The organism is Vibrio renipiscarius (assembly GCF_000827885.1).
Lineage (GTDB): Bacteria > Pseudomonadota > Gammaproteobacteria > Enterobacterales > Vibrionaceae > Vibrio > Vibrio renipiscarius.
The window spans coordinates 864,897-886,238 of record NZ_JTKH01000006.1 but is presented as its reverse complement, the minus strand read 5'-3'; the positions used below and the strand labels follow the sequence as shown (position 1 = coordinate 886,238).

Below are 21,342 nucleotides of genomic sequence, written 5' to 3'. Positions count from 1 at the left end.
TATATTACAAGGGCGAAATTCTCCTTTGTGATGCTAATAAATGCACTATGTCTAGCGACATGGTGTTTTTTGCGTTTCTAGTGTCATATTACCATGTTCAATTTTGAGATGTATGATTTTTTTCTTTTGCGTTCAGCTTCTTGTTGGAATGGTTCTCATATTTGCTTTCTATTGCGTCGTATCTAAACCCGTAGGGATAAGAGAGCGCGTGCGCGAACGAGGCACCAAGCCACCCACAAAAGGCCATTTCCTCGACATTCCAAACTGGCGCGGTCAGTAGTCCAAATCACTTCAAGAAAAAACACACCACCTTCCTGCAAAGATGCTTTTTGTTTTAGTCAGCGCAATTCATTGTTTGGCATTAGCATGGATGGGGTGTGTGGGCATGCTGCGAGTCCCGAGCAACGGTGCACACACCGCAGCCACGATTTGCCGACAAAGAACGAGCTTAAACGAAGAAAAGGGCACTCAAAAATGAACGCCCTAGGCTGCCGGATTTCACCGCGAAGCGGTTCGGGTTCCTGTTACACCCGAACTAACTCCGGACAACCGGAATTTAAACTAGTTTTCTATTTCGATTTTTCTGCGATTATTTTCTGTTGTTGTTCAATAAACATTTCTTTAGTACGTGGGTCTTCAAACTTAAAAGCTCCGCTTTCTACCATTTCTAACATGTACCTAGCATTGTCGATTTTTTCAATATTGAAGAGCTCAAAAGGGTAATCTGATGCATTACGTAGAAAGTCGATAAAACCCTCTTCATCATGTATGTATTCCTGTATCCCAATTAAAAACTCAGATTGCGGTACGTGTTGCAATAGGGTTTCTACTTTTCTAATAAATTCTAACGTATCCATTTTTTGTTTGTGAAACTCACCTTGGCATAGTTCTTTTTCAGATACCTTAAGAGCTGATGCTAGCTTTCCTGCTTGGCTTATCTTAGGTTCAGACTTCCCATTTTCCCATTTTAAATACGTTTGTTGGGTTACTCCAACCATTTCCGCGACTTCATTCTGTTTCAAACCAAGCTCAGTACGCGCCTTTCTAAGTACATCTTGCAGCATGTCATTATCCACTTTGGTATCCCTTTATTTAATTATAACCCCTACTTTATACACAAAACTGTTGACACTTACTATCATGTACTTTTAAGGTGTACGAAAATGTATTTGACAGGGTTTCCCAGTGTTCTTTATTGACCAACTTTTCATTCAACAAGATCATCCCGACGGTGGGCTTCCATTCGTCGGCACTCATGTTATTGAGCGTGTTGATATGGAAACTGGCGAAAAGCTTCCTCCCAGCGTTAACCAAAAAATTCTTGAAGGTTCATTTAGTACCAAACTCACTATTCGCTGTAATGGCAATCGTATCCGCGTCGAGGGCAATCCGTCCCGCTGGCAACGCATGGATAATCTTTTTGGTTTAACTTCTCTCGATGATTGCATCGCAATTTATAACCACATTCTCGCAAAATACGACCTGCCGCCATTCACTAAAAACACTCGTGCTTATCACCGTCAAACTCCGGATGGTAAGTCATCGTCACTCATAGGCAATGGCGCGGAAATAACTCTTATCGACTGGACACGTAACCACATGGTTGACCGTGAAAATGAGCTTTCATTTATTCGTGGCATGTCTTCTGTAGCTATGGGGCGAGGGCGTGAAGCGATTCTCAAACCTAATGGAATGACTTGTAACTGGGGTGAAGGCTCAGCATGGGAAATGCTCAAGCTCTACTGCAAGGCATTTGAGATGCAACTCCGTCTTAAGAAATACAAGCGCAGCAGCAAGACAACACAAGATCATATTAAGTACTTAGAAACTCTTATCGATTACTGCGAAGAGCACGGCGTTGTCCGTGAAGAAAACAGCCTCAGACAAAAACTACTGAAAAGACACGACTTGCAATTTTACGGAATGGTAACGGAACAAGACTTTTACAAGCACCTAACGACGATGGAAGACGCTATGAAGACACTACACGCTACTAAAGACATTCATCAATCAATCGCAGAGCAATTACTAGAAGCAGGGGTTGTGGAAACAGTGCGTGCAGCTAATACCACCATGAATTATTTCACACTTTGGCAGCACGGCACCGATTTACGTCACACGCTAAGTCAATCGCAATTCTACGAGCACAAAGCCCGCTTAAGGAAAATTGGCATCGATATCGGCCAACAATTCGATGTTAGTCGCCTTTGTCCAACACTCAAACGTTCAGAGGTTATCGAGCTTAAGCCGCTACCGATTCCGGACTGGTATCACATGCCTCAAGTCGCCCAATCCAATGTATTGCCATTTAGAGCAGTCGCTTAATTGAAAAAACACTAAGGATATAACCATGTTAAAAATTGAAATATTCCCAGAAGATGAAAAATTTACAACACGCACAATCAAAGGTAAGGACGACAAACCAGATCGCAACATCTACGAACAAGAAGCCTACGCCTATCTAGGCGGCAAGTTCCCAACGCTAATGAAGTTATCACTTGAAGAAGGGCAACCAGCACATGTCGCCGGAATTTATACCGTTCACAGCTCTAGCTTTGTTGTTAATAACTTTGGTGGCCTTGAGCTAAAACGCTTTGGAATGCTTATTGAGCCATTGGAATTAGTTGATTTGTAAACGTTCAATATAGGCTAGGGGGTTATATGGATAATTGCTCACTCGTATCACAAGATGTTAATTCTGATTGTTCTTTCGCTGATTTACTTTTTCGCCGCCTAAGCGTTTCAGATAAAGCGGTAACGACTGCTCTTGTCGAAAAACCAAAGTTAAAAACCACTCGAAAAAGTTGGTCTAAAAAGGAATCAGAACTACTTACGGTTCTTATTCGACAAGGTAAAAGCTCTGCATTTGCGGCCAAAGAACTTGGTCGCACTTTATGTGCTGTTGATGGTCAAATTCGCAAGCTAAACATTCAGCGTTGTAAAAGATTGACCATTAAACAAGAACAGTTTTTAAGAGACAACTATTGGCTTTTAGGGGCTGCTGGTTGTGCTAAAAAATTGAATCGAAACCAAGCTACTATTGCGTATTACGCTAAGTATTTAGAGCTTAAAAAGCCAACTCGTGACGATGTGAATCCACCAATCCCTCGATGCTTATTACCATATGACATGGTCAAACGTGTATCAGTTCTTCAACGTAAATCACCAACATCTAAAAATAAAGTCGATGACGCCGTGGTAATATTTTACGACAAGAACGTGCCATCAACACCAATGATGGCGATGCATCTTGACCAGTTATGCAGTGCGTTGGATCAGCATTTTAATCGTAGACCAGGTGTTACAGCTCAGGCTTTAACTCATGGTTATAAGGCGGTCTAATATGCCCACGCTGCTATGACTTTTGGCAAGTTGGGCTTGATGATTATGGTAACAACCATCAACTACAAGAAGGATCAAGCGCATTATGAATCAAGTAATTTTGTGTGAAGGCACGCTGTATTTTCTTTCAATCAAGAAGGCTTACTTTTGCAAAGACTCGTGGGACGTTGCAGGTGCAATCAGTGACTTCCTAGGAAATGAACCTCATGAGCTAATCAATGATGATTCATTTCAACTTAATGAAGCCGAACATGGTTCATCGGACGAATGGGAATTTTATTAATTGTGATTGGCCAGAATTACAAATTCTAATTCATAAAATGAGTGGTAACATTTAGGAGTAAAAGGCTCAAAATAAACGGACACCTTAGTGCGCATTATGTATCTTATGTTAAATTTGAACTATCTATTTATTAAGGTCTCCATCGTAACACTGTGCCCTCCAGCTTTGCGGGCTGGTTCACATTGAACATAATTCTATTTACCATAAAATACTTAATAATCACATTTATTATCTTACGATATAAACGGATTATTAAGATCATAAAAGCTATTTTATTCTTTATTTGAGAATATCAATTCTCGCTTATAGCTTTCTTTGCTTTTGATATTCACCAATTGGACTTGCCAACTATTATTCGCTTTGCTGTTTACGGCTTCTGTTTGAATTTCCCAATCGCTGTTTGAGGTCACGATGTCAATATTATCTGCCGTTTTAGCGGCAATGAATTCTGTGCCGTTAACATAAAAGGAACACGATTGTTGCAAATCACAGGTGACCTTTTTCGACATGTCATAGGTGTAAGTACGCCAAAAAAACGCAACAACAAGTAACGTTAACATGATGATTATTTGAATAAAACGCCCTTTAGTAAGCTTTTGTGCCGCCATTTTTGCATGTTCTCCATGTAACAAGCTTCAAAGTTTTAGAATAAAAAACAAAATCCAGACCGAGAGTAAGGTTACTTCCCTATCATTGAAATGTTAATTACAGTATAGTTTGGCACTGAAAATGCCACTTTTGTTAAAAATCGCAAAGACTATTTAATCACTTTAAGCAGTTTGGTTCTCTGAGTGATTTGGGTGGCATTACGACACGAGTCGTGTTGGAAGTAAAGTGTAGTAATAATAGAATTGGAAGCATGCAAATATGAGCCAGGAAAAGCAGCTTGAACAAACCTACAACTATACTGTCGTTCGTCAATTTACCTTAGTTACTATCCTTTGGGGCATTGTCGGCATGGCTGTTGGGGTTTTAATTGCCGCTCAATTAGTATGGCCACAGTTAAACTTTGATACACCGTGGCTGACGTATAGTCGTTTACGTCCACTGCATACTAATGCGGTAATTTTTGCGTTTGGTACCAGCGCCCTTTTCGCAACATCCTATTATGTTGTGCAGCGTACTTGTCAAACGCGTCTATTCGGGGGGCCTCTCGTCCCATTTACCTTCTGGGGTTGGCAAGCGATAATTTTGGCGGCGGCCATTACGCTTCCACTAGGTTACACCTCAGGAAAAGAATACGCAGAACTTGAATGGCCGATTGATATCGCCATTGCTGTCGTATGGGTATCTTACGCGATTGTCTTTTTTGGTACGTTGGTCAAACGTAATACCTCGCATATTTATGTCGCGAATTGGTTCTTTGGTGCCTTCATTATCACGGTTGCGGTTTTGCATATAGTGAACAGCATGGCGATTCCAGTCAGTGCCGGTAAATCGTATTCGATTTATTCCGGAGCTGTCGATGCGATGGTTCAATGGTGGTATGGACATAATGCGGTTGGCTTTCTTTTAACGGCCGGCTTCCTTGGTATGATGTACTATTTTGTGCCGAAACAAGCTGAACGCCCTGTTTATTCTTACCGCTTATCCATTGTCCATTTTTGGGCGTTAGTCTCTCTTTATATTTGGGCTGGCCCACACCACCTTCACTACACTGCCTTACCCGATTGGACTCAATCCCTTGGCATGGTGATGTCTCTTGTTCTGTTTGCTCCATCTTGGGGCGGCATGATTAACGGCATCATGACGCTGTCTGGTGCATGGCACAAACTACGCTATGACCCAATTTTACGTTTCTTGATTGTCTCGCTGTCATTCTACGGCATGTCTACGTTTGAAGGACCGATGATGTCAATCAAGACAGTCAATGCCTTGTCACATTATACCGATTGGACGATTGGCCACGTACACTCTGGTGCTTTAGGTTGGGTTGCAATGGTATCGATAGGCTCGATTTACCATTTGATCCCTCGCCTATTCAATCAAGAACGCATGTACTCCGTTGGTTTAATCAACGTGCATTTTTGGTTAGCGACGATCGGAACTGTGCTTTATATCGTTGCAATGTGGATTTCTGGCGTGATGCAAGGGCTTATGTGGCGTGCGGTTAACTCTGATGGCACATTAACCTACAGCTTTATCGAATCGGTTCAAGAATCCTACCCATTCTATGCGGTTCGCTTTATTGGCGGCTTTATCTTCTTAGCGGGCATGTTCATCATGGCATACAACGCGTACAAGACAGTAACCGCACCTGATGATAGCTTGAAAGCTATTCCGCAACCGGCATAAGGAGATTGAAGAATGAGCAATAATTCTAAGAATCGCCACGAACTTGTAGAGCGTAATGTCGGCTTGCTGGCGATTTTGATTGTCTTTGCGATTAGCTTGGGGGCGTTGGTTGAAATTACCCCCCTCATCTTTCAAAAGCAAACGACGGAACCGGTTAAGAATTTACGCGCTTATACGGCGTTAGAAATGGAAGGTCGTGACGTCTATATTCGTGAAGGTTGTAACGTTTGTCATAGCCAGATGATCCGTCCTTTCCGCTCTGAAACCGAACGTTATGGCCACTATTCAGTCGCCGGTGAAAGTGTTTATGAGCACCCATTTTTGTGGGGCTCTAAACGTACGGGGCCGGATCTCGCGCGTGTCGGTGGTCGATATTCTGACGAATGGCATCGAGTGCACTTGATTGATCCGCGTGAGCTAGTACCTCAGTCGAATATGCCTGGTTTCCCTTGGCTTGAAGAGAACGGCCTCAATGGCGAACTAACACAGAAGAAACTTCAACTGTTCCGCAATCAGTTTGGTGTTCCTTATACCGATGAGCAAATCGCCAATGCACCAAAAGATGTTGAAGGAAAAACAGAGATGGATGCCATCATTGCTTATCTTCAGTCTCTTGGCCATGCGATGAAGTAAGGAGCAGATTATGGATATTGGTACGATTCACAGTATTTGGACCATCGTTCTTTTTGTGAGTTTTTTGGGTGTGGTTTGGTGGGCTTTCGGCAAAAGTCGTAAAGCTCGCTTTGAAGAAGACGCCAACCTTGTATTCGCTGACGAAAAGCAAACGCCAAGGAAAGGACAAGGAGAAACCAAAGAATGACAACATTTTGGAGCCTTTGGATCATCATCATTACAGTCGGAACATTAATCGGCTGTGCTGCGGTACTTTATTGGTGCCTAAAAGATAAAATGGGCGTCGAAGAAGGCGCCGACATGGGGCATGAATACGACGGTATTCGTGAACTCAACAACCCACTGCCAAAATGGTGGACTTACCTTTTTGTCAGCACCTTTGTTTTTGCCGCTATATACCTCGCTCTTTACCCTGGTTTAGGCAGCTTTAAAGGTTTACTCGGCTGGACCAGTTCCAACCAGTTAGTTCAAAGTGTTGAAGAGTCAAAACAATTGATTAAAGAAGCACAAGAGAACAAGCAACTTGATCAGTACGCCAAAGAACTGGATGACGCAGATGCTTACTTCGGTGAAGCGTTTCGTCGTTTAGCTTATGTCGAAGGGACAGATAACTTAAAATCCATACCCGATATCGCGAGTGATCCCGAAGCGGTTAAAGTTGGCCAACGTTTATTCCTTCAAAATTGCTCTCAGTGTCATGGTTCAGATGCTCGTGGTCAAAAAGGATTTCCTAATCTTACCGACGGCGCATGGCTATACGGAGGTGAACCTCATGCCATCGTGAATACCGTGATGAATGGTCGTATAGGAATGATGGCTGCATGGCAAGATGTCTTGGGTGATGATGGCATTCAAGAAGTGGTGAGTTACACATTAAGCCTTTCTGGTCGTTCTGTTAACGCTAAAGAAGCGGAAGCTGGTAAAGCACGATTTGTCGTTTGTGCGGCTTGTCATGGAACCGATGGCAAAGGAAACCCAACACTGGGTGCGCCAGATCTGACCGACCAATACTGGTTGTTCGGAGGGACACGCGCCGACGTAACGGAAACGATAACTTATGGCCGCTCTGGTGTGATGCCCGCATGGAAAGACATTCTTGGAGAAGACAAAGTTCAACTTGTCTCTGCGTATGTTTGGAGCTTATCAAATAGCGACAGTAAGCAATAAATCACAAGTAAAACCGTAATATAATCAAGCGTAATAGCCCTCTCAACTTGAGGGCTACCTTCCCCTTTTTATAACGTCCTGTTTATTGGTGTGAGAATTTTTATGGTAACTCCTTGGTATAAACAATTTTGGCCGTGGTTTCTGATTTTACTCCCTCTTACGGTCATCATTTGGTCCATTGTCCGCATTGTTATTTTATCGCATTACTCGGTTTCGCTCGTCACCGAGGATTACTATAAAAAAGGTAAAGGCATTAACATCGATCTTTCCAAGATTAGTGTTGCAGAAGAATTAGCGATTAATGCCAGCGTGGCATCCATTGATAAAACCATCGAGATCACGCTCAACAAAGGCCAACTTGAACACTACCCAGCATTACAAGCAACGTTCGCTCATCGCACTCTCCCTGACCGCGATTTTAAACAGATGATTACTGCGAATGCGAGTGGGCAGTACCGTATTTTATTAGATGAAAAGTTACAGGGGCCGTGGTTTATTGAGCTCACGCCCCACGATCAACAATGGCTCGTTCAAGGGCGTGTCACGTTCCCTTCGACGACATCAATACAATTAATGAAATAATAATTTATGTGTCAATCGTGTTATCACTGCGGTGAAGAAGTACCAGTCAACACGGACTTTAAAGTGGAAATCCTTGGGCAGGTTCGCGAACTGTGCTGCCCCGGTTGTGAAACGGTTGCTCAAACGATTATCGAGAGCGGCCTCGTCTCGTATTATCAATATCGCACTGCACCCGCAGAGAAGGCGAATCTCGTCCCTGAACAACTGCAAGCGCTCATTCATTACGATAACCAAGAAGTGCAAAATGAGTTTGTTCGCAAAAGTGATCAGCAATCAGAAGTGACGTTGTCACTAGATGGTATCTCTTGCGCCGCATGCGCGTGGTTAATTGAAAAACAGCTTTCTCACACTGCTGGCGTCGTGCAGATCCGAGTCAACACGACAACCAACCGTGCACTACTCATCTGGAATCACACTCAAACACAACTGAGTACGCTACTTTCCGCCATTCATAAACTGGGTTATAAAGCCGCGCCTTTCGAGGCCGATCAACAAGAAGCGGCTTATCACCAGATGATGAAGCAGTATCTTTATCGCTTAGGGATTGCTGGCCTTGCGACGATGCAAGTCATGATGCTTGCTGTTGTGCTCTATCTTGAAGTCTTTGGCGATCTCGACCCTGAATTTAAAAACTATTTCCGTTGGGTTAGTTTGATCTTTGCCACGCCAGTCATGCTCTATTCCGCATTGCCTTTTTACATGAATGCATGGCGAAGCATCCGCAGTAAAACGCTTGGAATGGATGTTCCCGTTTCAATTGCGATGATTTTTGCGTATGTCGCCAGTTTAATTGCCACGGTGACTGAACAAGGCGAAGTGTTTTTTGAATCCATTTCAATGTTTGCTTTTTTCTTGCTCGTCGGTCGTTTTTTAGAAATGCGAGCGAGACGAAAAGCCGCCGCCGCAAGTGGCAATTTACTCAAGCTTATCCCTGCGATGGCCACCACAATCGAGGGAGAACAAACGCCAGTAAAATCGTTGCAAGTGGGCGATAAAATTCGTGTTTTACCCGGTGAGCATGTTCCTGCTGATGGCGTAATCACGCAAGGTCGAGTCCATATTGATGAATCGATGTTAACGGGTGAATCCGTTCCGGTGGTGAAAGTCATCGGCGATAGTGTCTATGCAGGCACATTGAATGGTGAAGAAGCATTCGTTCTTGAAGTGAGCTCAAGCAAAGCCGATTCGATGATATCAAATATTGTCCGCTTGCAAGATGAGGCGCAATTATCCAAGCCAAAGATTGCTGAGATTGCCGATGTCGTTGCGCGTTATTTTGTCGGTATTTTGCTAATTATCGCGGCTGGCACGTGGTTTTATTGGCAAAAGCATCAACCCGATGATGCCTTTTGGATCATGCTTGCAGTGCTGGTTGCAACCTGCCCTTGCGCGCTTTCTCTGGCAACACCCACCGCGTTAACCTGTGCCACTTCGCGTATGGGGAATCTTGGTATCTTGCTCCGTAAGGGACACGTCTTTGAAACGTTATGTAAGGTCAATCATCTTATCATCGATAAAACCGGCACCTTAACGCATGGTGATATTGAGATTAACGATATTCGTCTATTTGGTCAGTACTCAAAACAAACCGCCCTTGCCTTAGCCGCAGCCCTAGAGGCTCACGCCAACCACCCTCTGGCACGCGCGTTTCGACCTTATCTTGATTCGACCATTGATATTGAAGCGATCGAAAATATCATTGGTTCCGGCGTTCAAGGGGTCTATCAAAACAAAGCGATCAAAATTGGCAATGCCGAATTTGCACTATCGACACACACTGATGGCAAACCCAATCCTGAGCCCAATGCAATCTATCTCACATTAGGTGATGAACACATCGCAACCTTTTATTATCAAGATCCTATCCGTCAAGAAGCCGTAAACTTTGTAGAGCAATTTAGATCGTCAGGTATTAAGGTAACGTTACTGACTGGCGATTCTCGCCAAAATGCCAAGCTTGTTGCCGATAAAATCGGTATTGATACGGTTATCTCGGAAGCAAAACCGCAAGATAAGTTGGCTTATTTGCAGTCGTGCCGAGAAGATGGCGTGACCATGATGATCGGAGATGGCGTCAATGATGCGCCAACTTTAGCTGGGGCTCATTTATCTATTGCGATGGGCGGAGGAACCGATGTTGCTAAGGCGTCGGCGGATATGGTGCTGCTAGGCGATAGGCTCGATCGAATTTTACAAGCGCGAGAATTGGCCCTAAAGACCCGTCGTATCATTGCTGAGAATTTAGCCTGGTCGTTGGGATATAATCTATTGATCTTGCCTTTAGCTGTTTCAGGACTGGTGGCGCCCTATTTTGCTGTTGTTGGCATGTCGGCCAGTTCTATCATTGTTGTCTCCAACTCACTGCGATTATTGAAAGAACAAGGTAAATAGCCATGGAAAGCCTTTACATATTAATTCCTATCGCGATTGTGTTGGTTTGTGTCGCCGTCGCCATTTTTCTTTGGGCGGTCAAAAATGAGCAATTCGAAGACCTAGAACGCCAAGGCCACAACATTCTTTTTGATGAAGAACACAAGGACAAACCCAAAAAATGAATGCAGATATCGCCGCGGCATTTTTTATTGGGCTGGTTGGTTCGGGTCACTGCGTTGGAATGTGTGGCGGAATTGCATCACTTCTCTCGCTTGGTCAAGATCGCCCCTCTAAATCGATACCGATTTATTACAATATTGGCCGTATCGTCAGTTACAGTTTTTTCGGTGGTGTTATTGGTGGCGCGGTATCAAGCATCGCTGATATAGCCAATCTGAGCTACAGCTTTGCCTGGCTAAGACTCATCGCTGCAGTATTTATGATTGTACTCGCTTGTTATATTGGTCGTTGGTGGCAAGGTTTACTTCACATTGAGAAGCTTGGGCAATCCATTTGGCGCCATATATCGCCGGCAGGTAAAAAGCTGTTACCCATTACCAGCCCCTACCAAGCAAGCCTATTTGGTTTTATTTGGGGATGGCTGCCGTGTGGATTGGTTTACTCCACATTAACGTGGGCAGTCGTGTCAGGCAGCAGTTTCAATGGTGCGATGATCATGATGGCGTTTGGGCTGGGTACTTTACCCTCAATGCTAATGGTGGGTTATGGCTCAGCACATTTACATAAACTGCAACAATCTTCGGTTTTTAGAAACATCGGCGCGACAGCAATCTTAAGTTATGGTGTTTATTCTGCATACAGTTCAATACATTTAATCATAATCAGTTGATAGATTACTGTTTTTAAGCATCTTTTTTCACTACCTTTTATGCTTTAGGGGTGATAAAATATTGATGTATATCAAATAGTGAAAGGTTGTTATGATTTCTGAAAAGCCTGCAAAACGCATTCAATCCGGTGGCTGTGCTATCCACTGTCAAGATTGCAGCATTAGTCAGCTATGCATCCCATTTACGCTAAATGAATCTGAGTTGGATCAACTGGATCAAATCATTGAACGTAAGAAGCCAATTCAAAAGAGCCAAGAGCTATTTAAAGCGGGTGATGAATTGAAGTCACTTTACGCGATTCGTTCAGGAACTATTAAAAGCTATACCATTACAGAGCAAGGTGACGAGCAAATTACAGCCTTCCACCTCGCAGGTGATCTCGTGGGCTTTGATGCGATAACCGATGATAGTCACCCAAGTTTTGCGCAAGCGCTAGAAACGTCGATGGTCTGCGAAATACCATATGAAATTCTGGATGACCTTTCAGGTAAAATGCCAAAACTACGCCAACAAATCATGCGTTTAATGAGTAGTGAAATTAAAGGCGATCAGGAAATGATCCTTCTGCTTTCGAAAAAGAATGCTGAAGAACGCTTAGCGGCTTTCCTTTACAACCTTTCAACTCGTTTCTCACAACGTGGTTTTAGCCCTCGTGAATTCCGTCTGACCATGACACGTGGTGATATCGGTAATTATCTTGGCTTAACGGTTGAAACAATTAGCCGCCTACTTGGCCGCTTTCAAAAGTCTGAAATTCTGAGTGTAAAAGGCAAATACATCACTATTTTAGACCATGATGCGTTAATGCAGTTGGCTGGCGTTTCAAAAGAATCGTAACAACTTCAATGATGTAGCTCGAAAATGAGCTACATCATATAATTCATATATCCTCTACGTTTTTCCTAATAATTCCCATCGAACTGCGCTAAAGTAATCTTATCGGACCAAGTGACTTAGGGTTAAGTCTCTTTTTCTCCAAGGAGTTTGCTATGAGTATCTATAATAATATCCTCGTCGTTGCCAATGTGAATAGCGATGATCAACCTGCACTCGCGAGAGCAATGCAACTGGCAGCCAAAAGCCGTTCACCTAGCCATGTGACCTTTTTCCTCGCTATCTACGACTTTTCTTACGATATGACTTCCATGCTGTCTATGGATGAGCGTGACGCGATGCGTCGTGGTGTGATTCACCAACGCGAACAATGGATGCAGAGTGTGGCAGAACCTTATCTCAATGAAGGGGTTGTCTTTGATGTTCGTGTGGTTTGGCATAATCGTCCCTATGAAGCGATCATTGCCGAAGTCTTTGCCGGTGAGCATGACATTGTCATTAAAGGCACTCGTAAACACGATATACTCGAATCCGTCATTTTCACGCCAACCGACTGGCATTTGTTGCGTAAATGCCCTGCTCCTATCCTATTAGTGAAAAATGCTGATTGGCCTGCAGATGCGAGCATCCTCGCTTCTGTTCATGTCGGTTCAGAAAACGATACCCATCTAGGGCTTAATGATTTGATGGTCGAACAACTAAAATGTTTAACCGAACGATTGGGCGCTAAACCGTATCTGATTAACGCATACCCTGTGACACCTGCAAACATTACGATTGAATTGCCTGAGTTTGACCCAACGACTTACACCGATGCCGTTCGTGGTCACCACTTAACGGCAATGAAAGCGCTACGACAAAAGCACGGTTATGACGAAGAACAGACCATTGTTGAGCAAGGCCTTCCAGAAGATATCATTCCGGAATCAGCTAAAAATCTAAACGCCGCGATGGTGATTATTGGTACAACAGGAAGAACCGGCTTATCCGCCGTCTTCATTGGCAACACGGCCGAACATGTTATCGATAAAATCAACTGTGATGTTTTGGCTTTAAAACCGGAAGGTTACATTAGCCCTCTTGATCCAAACACCGCAAGTTAATTTCATTCATCCCCTCGACGCTTCGAGGGGATTTTTTCTTCTGCAAGGTGATTAGCACTGGCATCTGGACTATTTATCCGTATCATACGCCCTTCATACTATTTTGAGCCCAATTGAGGCCAAATTCGGTATCGTTTTGTGTTAAGAATACGGAAAAGACTGCGAACCAATGACAGAGCAAAATCAAGAGCGCACCAAAGCTCAACAATATAACTTCAACAAACTACAAAAGCGTATCCGCCGCAATACTGGCCAAGCGATCCAAGACTTCAATATGATTGAAGAAGGCGACCGCATCATGGTATGTCTATCTGGCGGTAAAGATAGCTTTACTATGTTGGAAATACTGATGAGCCTGAAGAAAAGCGCACCGATCTCTTTTTCGCTTGTGGCGGTAAACCTCGATCAAAAGCAACCTGGTTTCCCAAGCCACATTTTGCCTGAATACTTAGAGTCGCTAGGCGTTGAGTATAAGATTGTAGAAGAAGATACTTACTCAATCGTTCAGGATAAAATCCCTGAAGGCAAGACCACGTGTTCACTATGTTCTCGCTTACGTCGTGGTATTTTGTACCGCACAGCGAAAGAACTGGGCGCAACCAAAATTGCCTTGGGCCATCATCGCGACGATATTCTTGAAACTCTGTTTTTAAACATGTTCCATGGCGGCAAACTTAAAGGTATGCCACCTAAGTTGGTTTCAGACAACGGCGAGCACGTTGTTATTCGCCCATTAGCGTACTGTCGTGAAAAAGACATCATCAAGTACTCAGAAATGCGTGATTACCCAATTATCCCATGTAACTTGTGTGGCTCTCAGCCAAACTTGCAACGTCAAAACATTAAACTGATGCTGAATGACTGGGACAAACGCTTCCCTGGTCGTATTGAGTCAATGTTCCGCGCAATGCAAAACGTGGTACCAAGTCACCTTGCTGACTACAACCTATTTGATTTTAAATCGATTGACCGTGATTCAGGTGTGATCAACGGTGGTGACATTGGCTTCGATAAAGAAGAGATGCCCGCTCAGAACTTTGCAGATGAAGATACTGTGCAAGAGTTTGATCCAAGCCTAAAGCTTGATGTAACTAACATCTAACACAACCTATTCGTTTTAGAATACCAATACACAAAGGGTCGCTTATGCGACCCTTTTTACGTTGTTTATCTTAGGAATATATCGACTCAATTCGCTCTCCAAGAACCATATTGAACGGCATTAGTTCGCTTTTGACAGATAAGGTAGTACGCGTAAGGTTTCTTGCGGTAAGTGTAATGTGCCGCCTGCCCCAATATCCTCTAACGTGATTTGTACCTTTCCATCGACAATCTCTTTTTCTTGCCCGTTAGAAAACCGCACGGTTGAATTAAGACGATTTGCAAACTCCAACGTTAAACCTTCTACTTCGGGTGTAAACCAGCGAGCAAACATTCCGCCGAGCTTCTCCAAAATAGTGTGCATTTGCGGCAGCAGTGATTCAACCTGCGCGTATGAGACCTCGCCCGATAGCGGTTCCTTTGTCATCACCACCATCGAGAAGTCACATTGCTGGTCTTGTGGTGTATCGACAAAAACCAATGGATTCGCCTGACGTAAATGGCTGTCGAGCGGCACGATCACTTCTTGCGCTGGTGATATAGCAATGTCTTCGTAATGCTCTTCTTTTTCCATCCAGGCTTTTTCAATCTTGCACAGTTGTTTAGAGTCCGCATCGAGAAAGAAGAACCCTACCTTTACATCGTTATGACCTTCCTCCGCATTTTGCTTCATGTGGGAGTAAAGCTTCGAATAGGTAAACATGTATTCTTGAGCTTGGATAGGTAAAGAAACAGCGCTTAAAAGCGCTGCTGAAATGAGAGTAAGGGTTACTTTGTTCATCGTTATTTGAGATCGTTATAGTCCGTCCAGAACTTATCATTGTGACGGATCATCGCCTGTAAGTCCTTGACGTATGCCTCACCACGCTCAGAGTATTTCAATAATCCATTGCTCAATGCGATTGCCGCTTGAGTGTCGATCAAACTCTTTGCTTGTTCTTGACGATCAAAACGAATTTCTCGCAAGTCATAGTAGGCGCGATTGCGGTTCACGTTCATAAAATAACGATGAATCGATTCTTGAACCGATTTGAAGTTAGCGACTTCATGAGAAGCGCCATCGTTACGCTGTAACGGAACCATGCCACAGCCTTTGCTATAACACCATTGACCAAAATAATTATTCGCCTTAGTTGCAAAGCGAGACGTGCCCCACGCAGATTCATTTGCCGCTTGAGTCAGCACCAATGCTTCGGGTAAAACATTGACGCGATGTAGCATTTGGTCGAGCCAATCTTTGGTAATGCCGTCGGTGGTAACTTCAACGTTGTAGAGCTGTCCTAGTCGCTCTGCGTAGTCTTTGTCCTCGCCCGTTAGTTTTTCGTCAGCAAAATGCCCGGCGATACGCAATAAGCGCGCACGTTCCTTTTGTACACGTTGATTTTCAAGTTCAATCCCTGGTCTCAAATAATCAAAAAATGACTGCTTCTTAACCGTGATATTTTCTATTGCCCCAAAGTTAGGGGCTGCACCCACCGCTTCCCCAATAAAGGTGACATTGTCGGTGGATGTTTGTGGTACGTCTTGCTGCGAAAATTGAAACTTATACAAACCAAAAGCGGCAACACTGATCACGATTGCCGATACAAAAAAAACTGACTTACGCATTAAACACCTGTGAGTTATTGTCATCATCATCTTTTGGACGCTCACTCGCGACAATCTTTAGCTTAATACCAAACATATTGCGGTAGAGAATCCCTTTTACATGGAAGAAAAACGGCAAGACGAAAATTAGCCCTATACCGTAGAACATTGCGGCAGCAATAAACATTAACGTCAACATGGCATAGATACCCGCAATGACAAAAATCTTTTTATTCACAGCGCGTAGCGACAAGAGCAAAGATTGCATTGGTGGGATTTTCTTTTCACATATCAACAAAATAGAATTGCTAAACGCAAGAGAAATATAAAAAGAGACAAACGGTAAAATCATACTCGCGACCCCTTGCAGCATTAAACTGAATAACGTTGCGAGAATCACTGGGATCGTAAATTGTAACCCTTTTCCTATGTGTCGAGATTTGGTGCTCAGTCCTGCAGAGTGGCTCATTGCCATCAAACTGATGCCCGCATAAATCGGCGCACTGATCACTTCATAACTAAAGTTTGCAATAAACAGCGCCTGTGCCAAGTCAGGGCTAAACACTGAAGGATCCGTAATCGCATCAAACAAAATCGATGGGTCGCCGAGTTGCAGTTTCAATGCGATATAAAAAATGCCCAATTGGACAAACATTAAGGCGATGATCGCTGGCGAGAACGATAAAAAGTTGTTTACCGTGCAGCCCCAAGCTTCGCGAAATACTTCCCCGGCTTTCAAGTCGTATTGGCCGGTGATAGCGCGGTCAACGCTTCCGCCCAAGTTAAAGTCTTTCTCAATATCATTGTTCATTGTTTAATCCGGTATTTTTCGTTAGATAAGCTGACGATGGTTGAGCAAAGTACCGCAAACATCATTCATGACGCAAATAGAACGCTGTAACCAATAATTGCGGTAGACACCATTATACTTAAAGCAGTCTCGCGTCACACATCGAATCTGCCTTCAACTCTTGCTTTCTTGTCTATTTGGCTGATAATTAACCCGCAAACTTGAAAATGGTGCTGTATTTACCATCAATCGAGTCTTACGAGATAAAATGCGATAAATAAGCAATTCGCATAAAAACAGTATGGTAAATAATGTTTATTTTTACCTGTAAAAATTTTTCGCGACTTAGGCAAGAAAATGCTTTGATTTCACACTATTGGTGATTATCATGCGCGGCTCTATTTGTGTAACTACAGGTCATTGACGGAATTGAGTTAAAAATGGCCGATGTGGGAGAAAAACAGACGTTGAACAAACAAACAGCAGAGCAACCAGTTATCCGTTTAACTGGCATTAGTAAGAGTTTCGATGGTAAGGAGATCATCGGTAATCTTAACCTTGATGTGAACCATGGCGAATTTCTAACAATTCTTGGTCCATCAGGTTGTGGTAAAACCACCGTTCTTAGGATGATCGCCGGTTTTGAAACCGCGGATAATGGCAGCATTATTTTAGATGGTCAGAACGTTACTGAAGTTCCTGCTGAGCAGAGACACGTCAATACAGTATTCCAGAGTTATGCCCTATTTCCTCATATGACGGTATATGAGAACGTGGCGTTTGGTCTACGCATGCAGAAAGTGCCTAGCGCGGAGATTGATCCTCGCGTAATGGATGCATTACGTATGGTTCGCCTAGAAAAAATGGCACAGCGTAAACCGCACCAACTTTCTGGTGGCCAACAACAACGCATCGCGATTGCTCGTGCCGTTGTCAACAAACCTAAAGTACTGCTTCTTGACGAATCGCTATCTGCGCTGGATTACAAACTACGTAAACAGATGCAGATCGAGCTTAAGCAGCTACAGCGTCAGCTGGGTATTACCTTCATTTTCGTTACTCACGATCAAGAAGAAGCGTTGTCGATGTCTGACCGTATCATTGTGATGCGTGATGGTGTGATCGAACAAGACGGTTCTCCTCGTGAAATCTACGAAGAGCCAAAAAACCTATTCGTTGCGCGCTTTATCGGTGAGATCAACGTATTCAACACTACGATGCTAGAGCGTCTTGATGACAAGCGTATCCGCGCTGAAATCGAAGGTGTTGAATCGGTGGTTTACTACGAAAAAGAAGCAAACGCTGGTGACAAACTGCAAGTGCTCCTTCGTCCAGAAGATCTTCGTATCGAAGAAATCAAAGAATCTGAACAGAAAGGCATTGTCGGTTACGTTACAGAACGTACCTATAAAGGTATGACTCTAGATTCAGTGATTGAACTTGAATCTGGCATGCGTGTAATGGTAAGCGAATTCTTCAATGAAGATGATCCTGATGTTGATCACTCGCTAGGTCAAAAGGTGGCAATTACCTGGGTTGAAAGCTGGGAGGTGGTACTAAATGATGAGCAAGAAATTTAATCTTCAAAATGCGATCATCACCCTGATTGTTACGTGGTTAGCACTGTTCGTGCTAATCCCTAACCTAATGATCATTGGTACCAGTTTCCTAACGCGTGATGAAGCTAACCTAATCGAGATGACGTTTACGCTGGACAACTACATTCGTTTAGTTGATCCATTGTATGCAAAAGTGCTAATGCACTCTTTCTACATGGCGATTGTCGCGACATTAATTTGTTTGGTGATTGGTTATCCATTCGCTTACATCGTTGCAAAGATGCCGCATAAGTGGCGTCCGTTCATGTTGTTCTTGGTTATCGTACCATTTTGGACAAACTCACTGATTCGTACCTACGGCCTTAAAATCGTACTGGGTACACAAGGGATCTTGAATAAGTCTTTAATGGCGATGGAAATCATCGATAAGCCATTACGACTGATGTATACCGAAACCGCTGTAATGATTGGTTTGGTTTACATTTTGCTACCGTTCATGATTCTACCGCTCTACAGTGCAATCGAAAAACTCGATAATACTTACCTAGAAGCGGCGAAAGACTTAGGCGCAAATAAATTCCAAACGATCACTCGAGTGATCCTTCCACTCACAATGCCTGGCATTATCGGTGGCTGTTTATTGGTATTGCTCCCTGCCCTTGGCATGTTCTACATCTCTGACCTTTTAGGCGGTGCGAAGAACTTGTTGATTGGTAACGTGATTAAGAGCCAAGTATTGAACGCTCGTGATTGGCCGTTTGGTGCGGCAACCAGTATTGCACTGACGGTCGCGATGGCGGTTATGCTTTATGCCTACTACCGAGCAGGCAAGTTGTTGAATAAGAAAGTGGAGCTAGACTAATGGGACGTACAGTTAGATTTAGCTTTATGGCGCTGGTCTATGCGTTTTTATATCTGCCAATCATTGTATTGATCGTTAACTCATTTAACGCGAACCGTTTTGGTATGAAATGGGGTGGATTTACCACAAAGTGGTACGAAACCTTGATCAGCAACGACAGTTTGATGCAGGCCGCTTGGCACTCTTTAAACGTTGCGGTGTTTTCAGCCACAGCTGCTACAATTATCGGTAGCTTAACGGCAGTTGCCCTATTCCGTTACTCTTTCAAGGGTAAAGGCTTAGTGAACGGTATGCTTTTTGTTGTAATGATGTCTCCTGACATCGTGATGGCAATCTCGCTGCTGGCGCTATTCCTCGTAATGGGCGCGCAACTTGGCTTCCTAACCCTGCTTGTGGCACACATTACATTCTGTCTGCCGTTTGTGGTGGTCACGGTTTACAGCCGTCTTAACGGTTTCGATGTGAAAATGTTGGAAGCGGCAAAAGATTTAGGTGCAAGTGAATGGGTTATTTTGAAACAAATTATCCTACCCCTTGCAAAACCAGCGGTAGCTGCTGGTTGGTTGCTAAGCTTTACGCTGTCTCTTGATGACGTAATCATCAGTTCATTTGTAACTGGTCCAACATATGAAATTTTACCGCTGAAAATTTATTCAATGGTGAAAGTGGGCATCTCTCCAGAGGTGAATGCCCTAGCTACAGTCATGTTGATTGTTTCTTTAGCCCTTGTCGTCACTTCACAGTTGCTGGCAAGAGAAAAAGTAAAATAACAACACTGACTTTTCACGAAACAGAATGGCTAAAGTAAAGAAAGCCATTCTGTTTTTATATAGACGCTCGGTATAAACGAGCAACGTTTGGTTTGGAGACTAACGTCGATGAAAAAATGGGCTACTTTATTAGCTGGTAGTGCATGTGCGCTTTCACTGTTCTCTGGTTCAGTTGCAGCGGATGAAAACAAAGAATTGGTATTTATGAACTGGGGGCCTTACATTAACAGTAATATCCTAGAGCAGTTTACCGAAGAAACTGGCATCAAAGTAATTTACTCAACTTATGAGTCAAATGAAACTTTGTACGCGAAGCTAAAAACCCATAACCAAGGTTACGACCTCGTTGTTCCTTCGACGTATTTCGTTGCGAAAATGCGTGATGAAGGTATGTTACAAAAGGTTGATAAGTCAAAACTGACGAACTTCAAAAATCTAGATACAAACTACCTAGATAAGCCTTTTGATCCAAACAACGACTACTCTATCCCACACGTTGTAGCGATCACGGGTCTTGCGGTAAACACCGACATGTACGATCCAAATGACTTCCAAAGCTGGGCGGATCTATGGAACCCTGAGCTTGAAGGTCAAGTAATGCTAATGGACGATACTCGTGAAGTATTCCACATTGCATTGCGCAAGTTAGGTTACTCAGGTAACTCAACTGATCCTAAACAAATCGATGAAGCATACGCAGAACTTCGTAAGCTAATGCCAAACGTTCTTCTATTTAACTCTGACAACCCAGGCGCACCTTACATGTCTGGCGAAGTTGGTGTTGGTATGCTTTGGAACGGTTCTGCTGCTGCAGCGCAAAAAGAAGGTCTACCAATTAAACTTGTATTCCCTAAAGAAGGTGGTATTGGTTGGGTAGATAACTTCGCAATTTCTTCTGGTGCAAAAAACGTAGAAGCGGCTCACAAGATGATCGACTTCCTACTTCGCCCAGAAATTGCAGAGCAAATTTCAGGTGACACTGGTTACCTAACAGCGGTTAAAGCGTCTAACGATAAATTCCAAGACGTTGCTCCACTGTTCCCATCCCAAGAAGATCTTGACCGCGTAGAATGGCAAGACTCTGTGGGTGATTTGACTGTGAAATACGAAGACTACTTCCTTAAGCTTAAAGCTGGTCAATAAGTCGTCGTAAATCTATAAAATAGGCAGCATTCGCTGCCTATTTTTATTTGACCCTGATATAATCACG

The 21,342-nt window shown here is 43.5% G+C and carries 24 protein-coding genes; 19 read left to right on the top strand and 5 right to left on the bottom strand.

The genetic code is table 11. The features are described 5' to 3' along the window. Positions 1-569 precede the first annotated feature (569 nt). Complete coding sequence (locus OJ16_RS07160; protein WP_040986277.1) at positions 570-1,076, bottom strand: helix-turn-helix transcriptional regulator; 507 nt, start codon at positions 1,074-1,076, stop codon at positions 570-572. Positions 1,077-1,185: 109 nt separating this feature from the next. Here OJ16_RS07160 and OJ16_RS07155 point away from each other — a divergent pair, with 109 nt between their 5' ends. The 4 genes from OJ16_RS07155 to OJ16_RS07140 all read left to right on the top strand — a co-directional run bounded on the left by OJ16_RS07155 (position 1,186) and on the right by OJ16_RS07140 (position 3,625). Continuing rightward, on the top strand, positions 1,186-2,325 hold the full coding sequence (locus tag OJ16_RS07155) for a phage/plasmid replication protein, II/X family (protein WP_040988762.1): 1,140 nt from the start codon (positions 1,186-1,188) through the stop codon (positions 2,323-2,325). Positions 2,326-2,350: 25 nt separating this feature from the next. Beyond that, the gene (locus tag OJ16_RS07150; protein ID WP_005592749.1) at positions 2,351-2,635 is read left to right on the top strand and encodes a single-stranded DNA-binding protein; all 285 of its coding nucleotides are present in this window, start codon (positions 2,351-2,353) and stop codon (positions 2,633-2,635) included. Between the two features lie 26 nt (positions 2,636-2,661). Then, positions 2,662-3,342 carry a hypothetical protein gene (locus OJ16_RS07145; protein ID WP_040988760.1) on the top strand — a complete coding sequence of 227 codons (681 nt, stop codon included), beginning with the start codon at positions 2,662-2,664 and terminating at the stop codon, positions 3,340-3,342. Between the two features lie 85 nt (positions 3,343-3,427). After that, positions 3,428-3,625, top strand: coding sequence for a hypothetical protein (locus OJ16_RS07140; RefSeq protein ID WP_005592752.1), 198 nt, complete (start codon positions 3,428-3,430; stop codon positions 3,623-3,625). Between the two features lie 272 nt (positions 3,626-3,897). Here the strand turns inward: OJ16_RS07140 and OJ16_RS07135 are convergent, their stop codons facing one another. Beyond that, complete coding sequence (locus OJ16_RS07135; protein WP_040988756.1) at positions 3,898-4,233, bottom strand: hypothetical protein; 336 nt, start codon at positions 4,231-4,233, stop codon at positions 3,898-3,900. Positions 4,234-4,492: 259 nt separating this feature from the next. Between OJ16_RS07135 and ccoN the strand changes: the two genes are divergently transcribed. The 11 genes from ccoN to ttcA all read left to right on the top strand — a co-directional run bounded on the left by ccoN (position 4,493) and on the right by ttcA (position 14,565). Further along, the gene (gene ccoN / locus OJ16_RS07130; RefSeq protein ID WP_040988753.1) at positions 4,493-5,920 is read left to right on the top strand and encodes a cytochrome-c oxidase, cbb3-type subunit I; all 1,428 of its coding nucleotides are present in this window, start codon (positions 4,493-4,495) and stop codon (positions 5,918-5,920) included. A gap of 12 nt (positions 5,921-5,932) precedes the next feature. Next, positions 5,933-6,553 carry a cytochrome-c oxidase, cbb3-type subunit II gene (ccoO, locus tag OJ16_RS07125; RefSeq protein ID WP_040988751.1) on the top strand — a complete coding sequence of 207 codons (621 nt, stop codon included), beginning with the start codon at positions 5,933-5,935 and terminating at the stop codon, positions 6,551-6,553. Between the two features lie 10 nt (positions 6,554-6,563). Continuing rightward, a complete protein-coding gene (locus OJ16_RS07120; RefSeq protein ID WP_040988749.1) occupies positions 6,564-6,740 on the top strand; it encodes a cbb3-type cytochrome oxidase subunit 3 in 177 nt (58 codons plus the stop codon). Beyond that, positions 6,737-7,720 (top strand): cytochrome-c oxidase, cbb3-type subunit III, encoded by a 984-nt coding sequence (ccoP, locus tag OJ16_RS07115; protein ID WP_040988747.1) that lies wholly within the window; start codon positions 6,737-6,739, stop codon positions 7,718-7,720. The genes OJ16_RS07120 and ccoP overlap by 4 nt, the downstream gene beginning before the upstream one ends. Positions 7,721-7,822: 102 nt before the next feature. Further along, positions 7,823-8,302 carry a FixH family protein gene (locus OJ16_RS07110; RefSeq protein ID WP_040988745.1) on the top strand — a complete coding sequence of 160 codons (480 nt, stop codon included), beginning with the start codon at positions 7,823-7,825 and terminating at the stop codon, positions 8,300-8,302. Between the two features lie 6 nt (positions 8,303-8,308). Continuing rightward, positions 8,309-10,693 carry a heavy metal translocating P-type ATPase gene (locus OJ16_RS07105; RefSeq protein WP_040988743.1) on the top strand — a complete coding sequence of 795 codons (2,385 nt, stop codon included), beginning with the start codon at positions 8,309-8,311 and terminating at the stop codon, positions 10,691-10,693. A gap of 2 nt (positions 10,694-10,695) precedes the next feature. After that, positions 10,696-10,857 (top strand): cbb3-type cytochrome oxidase assembly protein CcoS, encoded by a 162-nt coding sequence (gene ccoS, locus OJ16_RS07100; protein WP_040988741.1) that lies wholly within the window; start codon positions 10,696-10,698, stop codon positions 10,855-10,857. Further along, positions 10,854-11,525, top strand: a complete 672-nt coding sequence (locus OJ16_RS07095; RefSeq protein ID WP_040988739.1) for a sulfite exporter TauE/SafE family protein — start codon at positions 10,854-10,856, stop codon at positions 11,523-11,525. Before ccoS ends, OJ16_RS07095 begins: the two co-directional genes overlap by 4 nt. Before the next feature lie 91 nt (positions 11,526-11,616). Then, the gene (locus OJ16_RS07090) at positions 11,617-12,363 is read left to right on the top strand and encodes an FNR family transcription factor (protein WP_040988737.1); all 747 of its coding nucleotides are present in this window, start codon (positions 11,617-11,619) and stop codon (positions 12,361-12,363) included. A 152-nt stretch (positions 12,364-12,515) separates the two neighbouring features. Continuing rightward, complete coding sequence (uspE, locus tag OJ16_RS07085; RefSeq protein ID WP_040988735.1) at positions 12,516-13,463, top strand: universal stress protein UspE; 948 nt, start codon at positions 12,516-12,518, stop codon at positions 13,461-13,463. A gap of 169 nt (positions 13,464-13,632) precedes the next feature. After that, complete coding sequence (gene ttcA / locus OJ16_RS07080) at positions 13,633-14,565, top strand: tRNA 2-thiocytidine(32) synthetase TtcA (RefSeq protein ID WP_040988733.1); 933 nt, start codon at positions 13,633-13,635, stop codon at positions 14,563-14,565. Positions 14,566-14,685: 120 nt separating this feature from the next. On the opposite strand, the gene OJ16_RS07075 is transcribed toward ttcA, so the two are convergent. From OJ16_RS07075 to OJ16_RS07065, 3 genes are read right to left on the bottom strand one after another with little or no spacing between them, the layout of a single operon-like run. Beyond that, positions 14,686-15,345, bottom strand: a complete 660-nt coding sequence (locus OJ16_RS07075) for a DUF2987 domain-containing protein (protein WP_040988731.1) — start codon at positions 15,343-15,345, stop codon at positions 14,686-14,688. A gap of 2 nt (positions 15,346-15,347) precedes the next feature. Further along, positions 15,348-16,172 (bottom strand): glucosaminidase domain-containing protein, encoded by an 825-nt coding sequence (locus OJ16_RS07070; protein WP_052810310.1) that lies wholly within the window; start codon positions 16,170-16,172, stop codon positions 15,348-15,350. Then, positions 16,165-16,962, bottom strand: coding sequence for a DUF2189 domain-containing protein (locus OJ16_RS07065; protein ID WP_040988729.1), 798 nt, complete (start codon positions 16,960-16,962; stop codon positions 16,165-16,167). The genes OJ16_RS07070 and OJ16_RS07065 overlap by 8 nt, the downstream gene beginning before the upstream one ends. A 428-nt stretch (positions 16,963-17,390) precedes the next feature. Between OJ16_RS07065 and potA the strand changes: the two genes are divergently transcribed. From potA to OJ16_RS07045, 4 genes are all read left to right on the top strand, one after another. Continuing rightward, positions 17,391-18,521 carry a spermidine/putrescine ABC transporter ATP-binding protein PotA gene (gene potA, locus OJ16_RS07060; RefSeq protein ID WP_040988894.1) on the top strand — a complete coding sequence of 377 codons (1,131 nt, stop codon included), beginning with the start codon at positions 17,391-17,393 and terminating at the stop codon, positions 18,519-18,521. Further along, entirely contained in the window at positions 18,505-19,362 is an 858-nt protein-coding gene (gene potB, locus OJ16_RS07055) for a spermidine/putrescine ABC transporter permease PotB (RefSeq protein WP_173425008.1), read from the top strand. The genes potA and potB overlap by 17 nt, the downstream gene beginning before the upstream one ends. Next, entirely contained in the window at positions 19,362-20,132 is a 771-nt protein-coding gene (gene potC, locus OJ16_RS07050; protein ID WP_040988725.1) for a spermidine/putrescine ABC transporter permease PotC, read from the top strand. The genes potB and potC overlap by 1 nt, the downstream gene beginning before the upstream one ends. Positions 20,133-20,240: 108 nt before the next feature. After that, complete coding sequence (locus OJ16_RS07045; RefSeq protein ID WP_040988723.1) at positions 20,241-21,275, top strand: extracellular solute-binding protein; 1,035 nt, start codon at positions 20,241-20,243, stop codon at positions 21,273-21,275. Positions 21,276-21,342 lie beyond the last annotated feature (67 nt).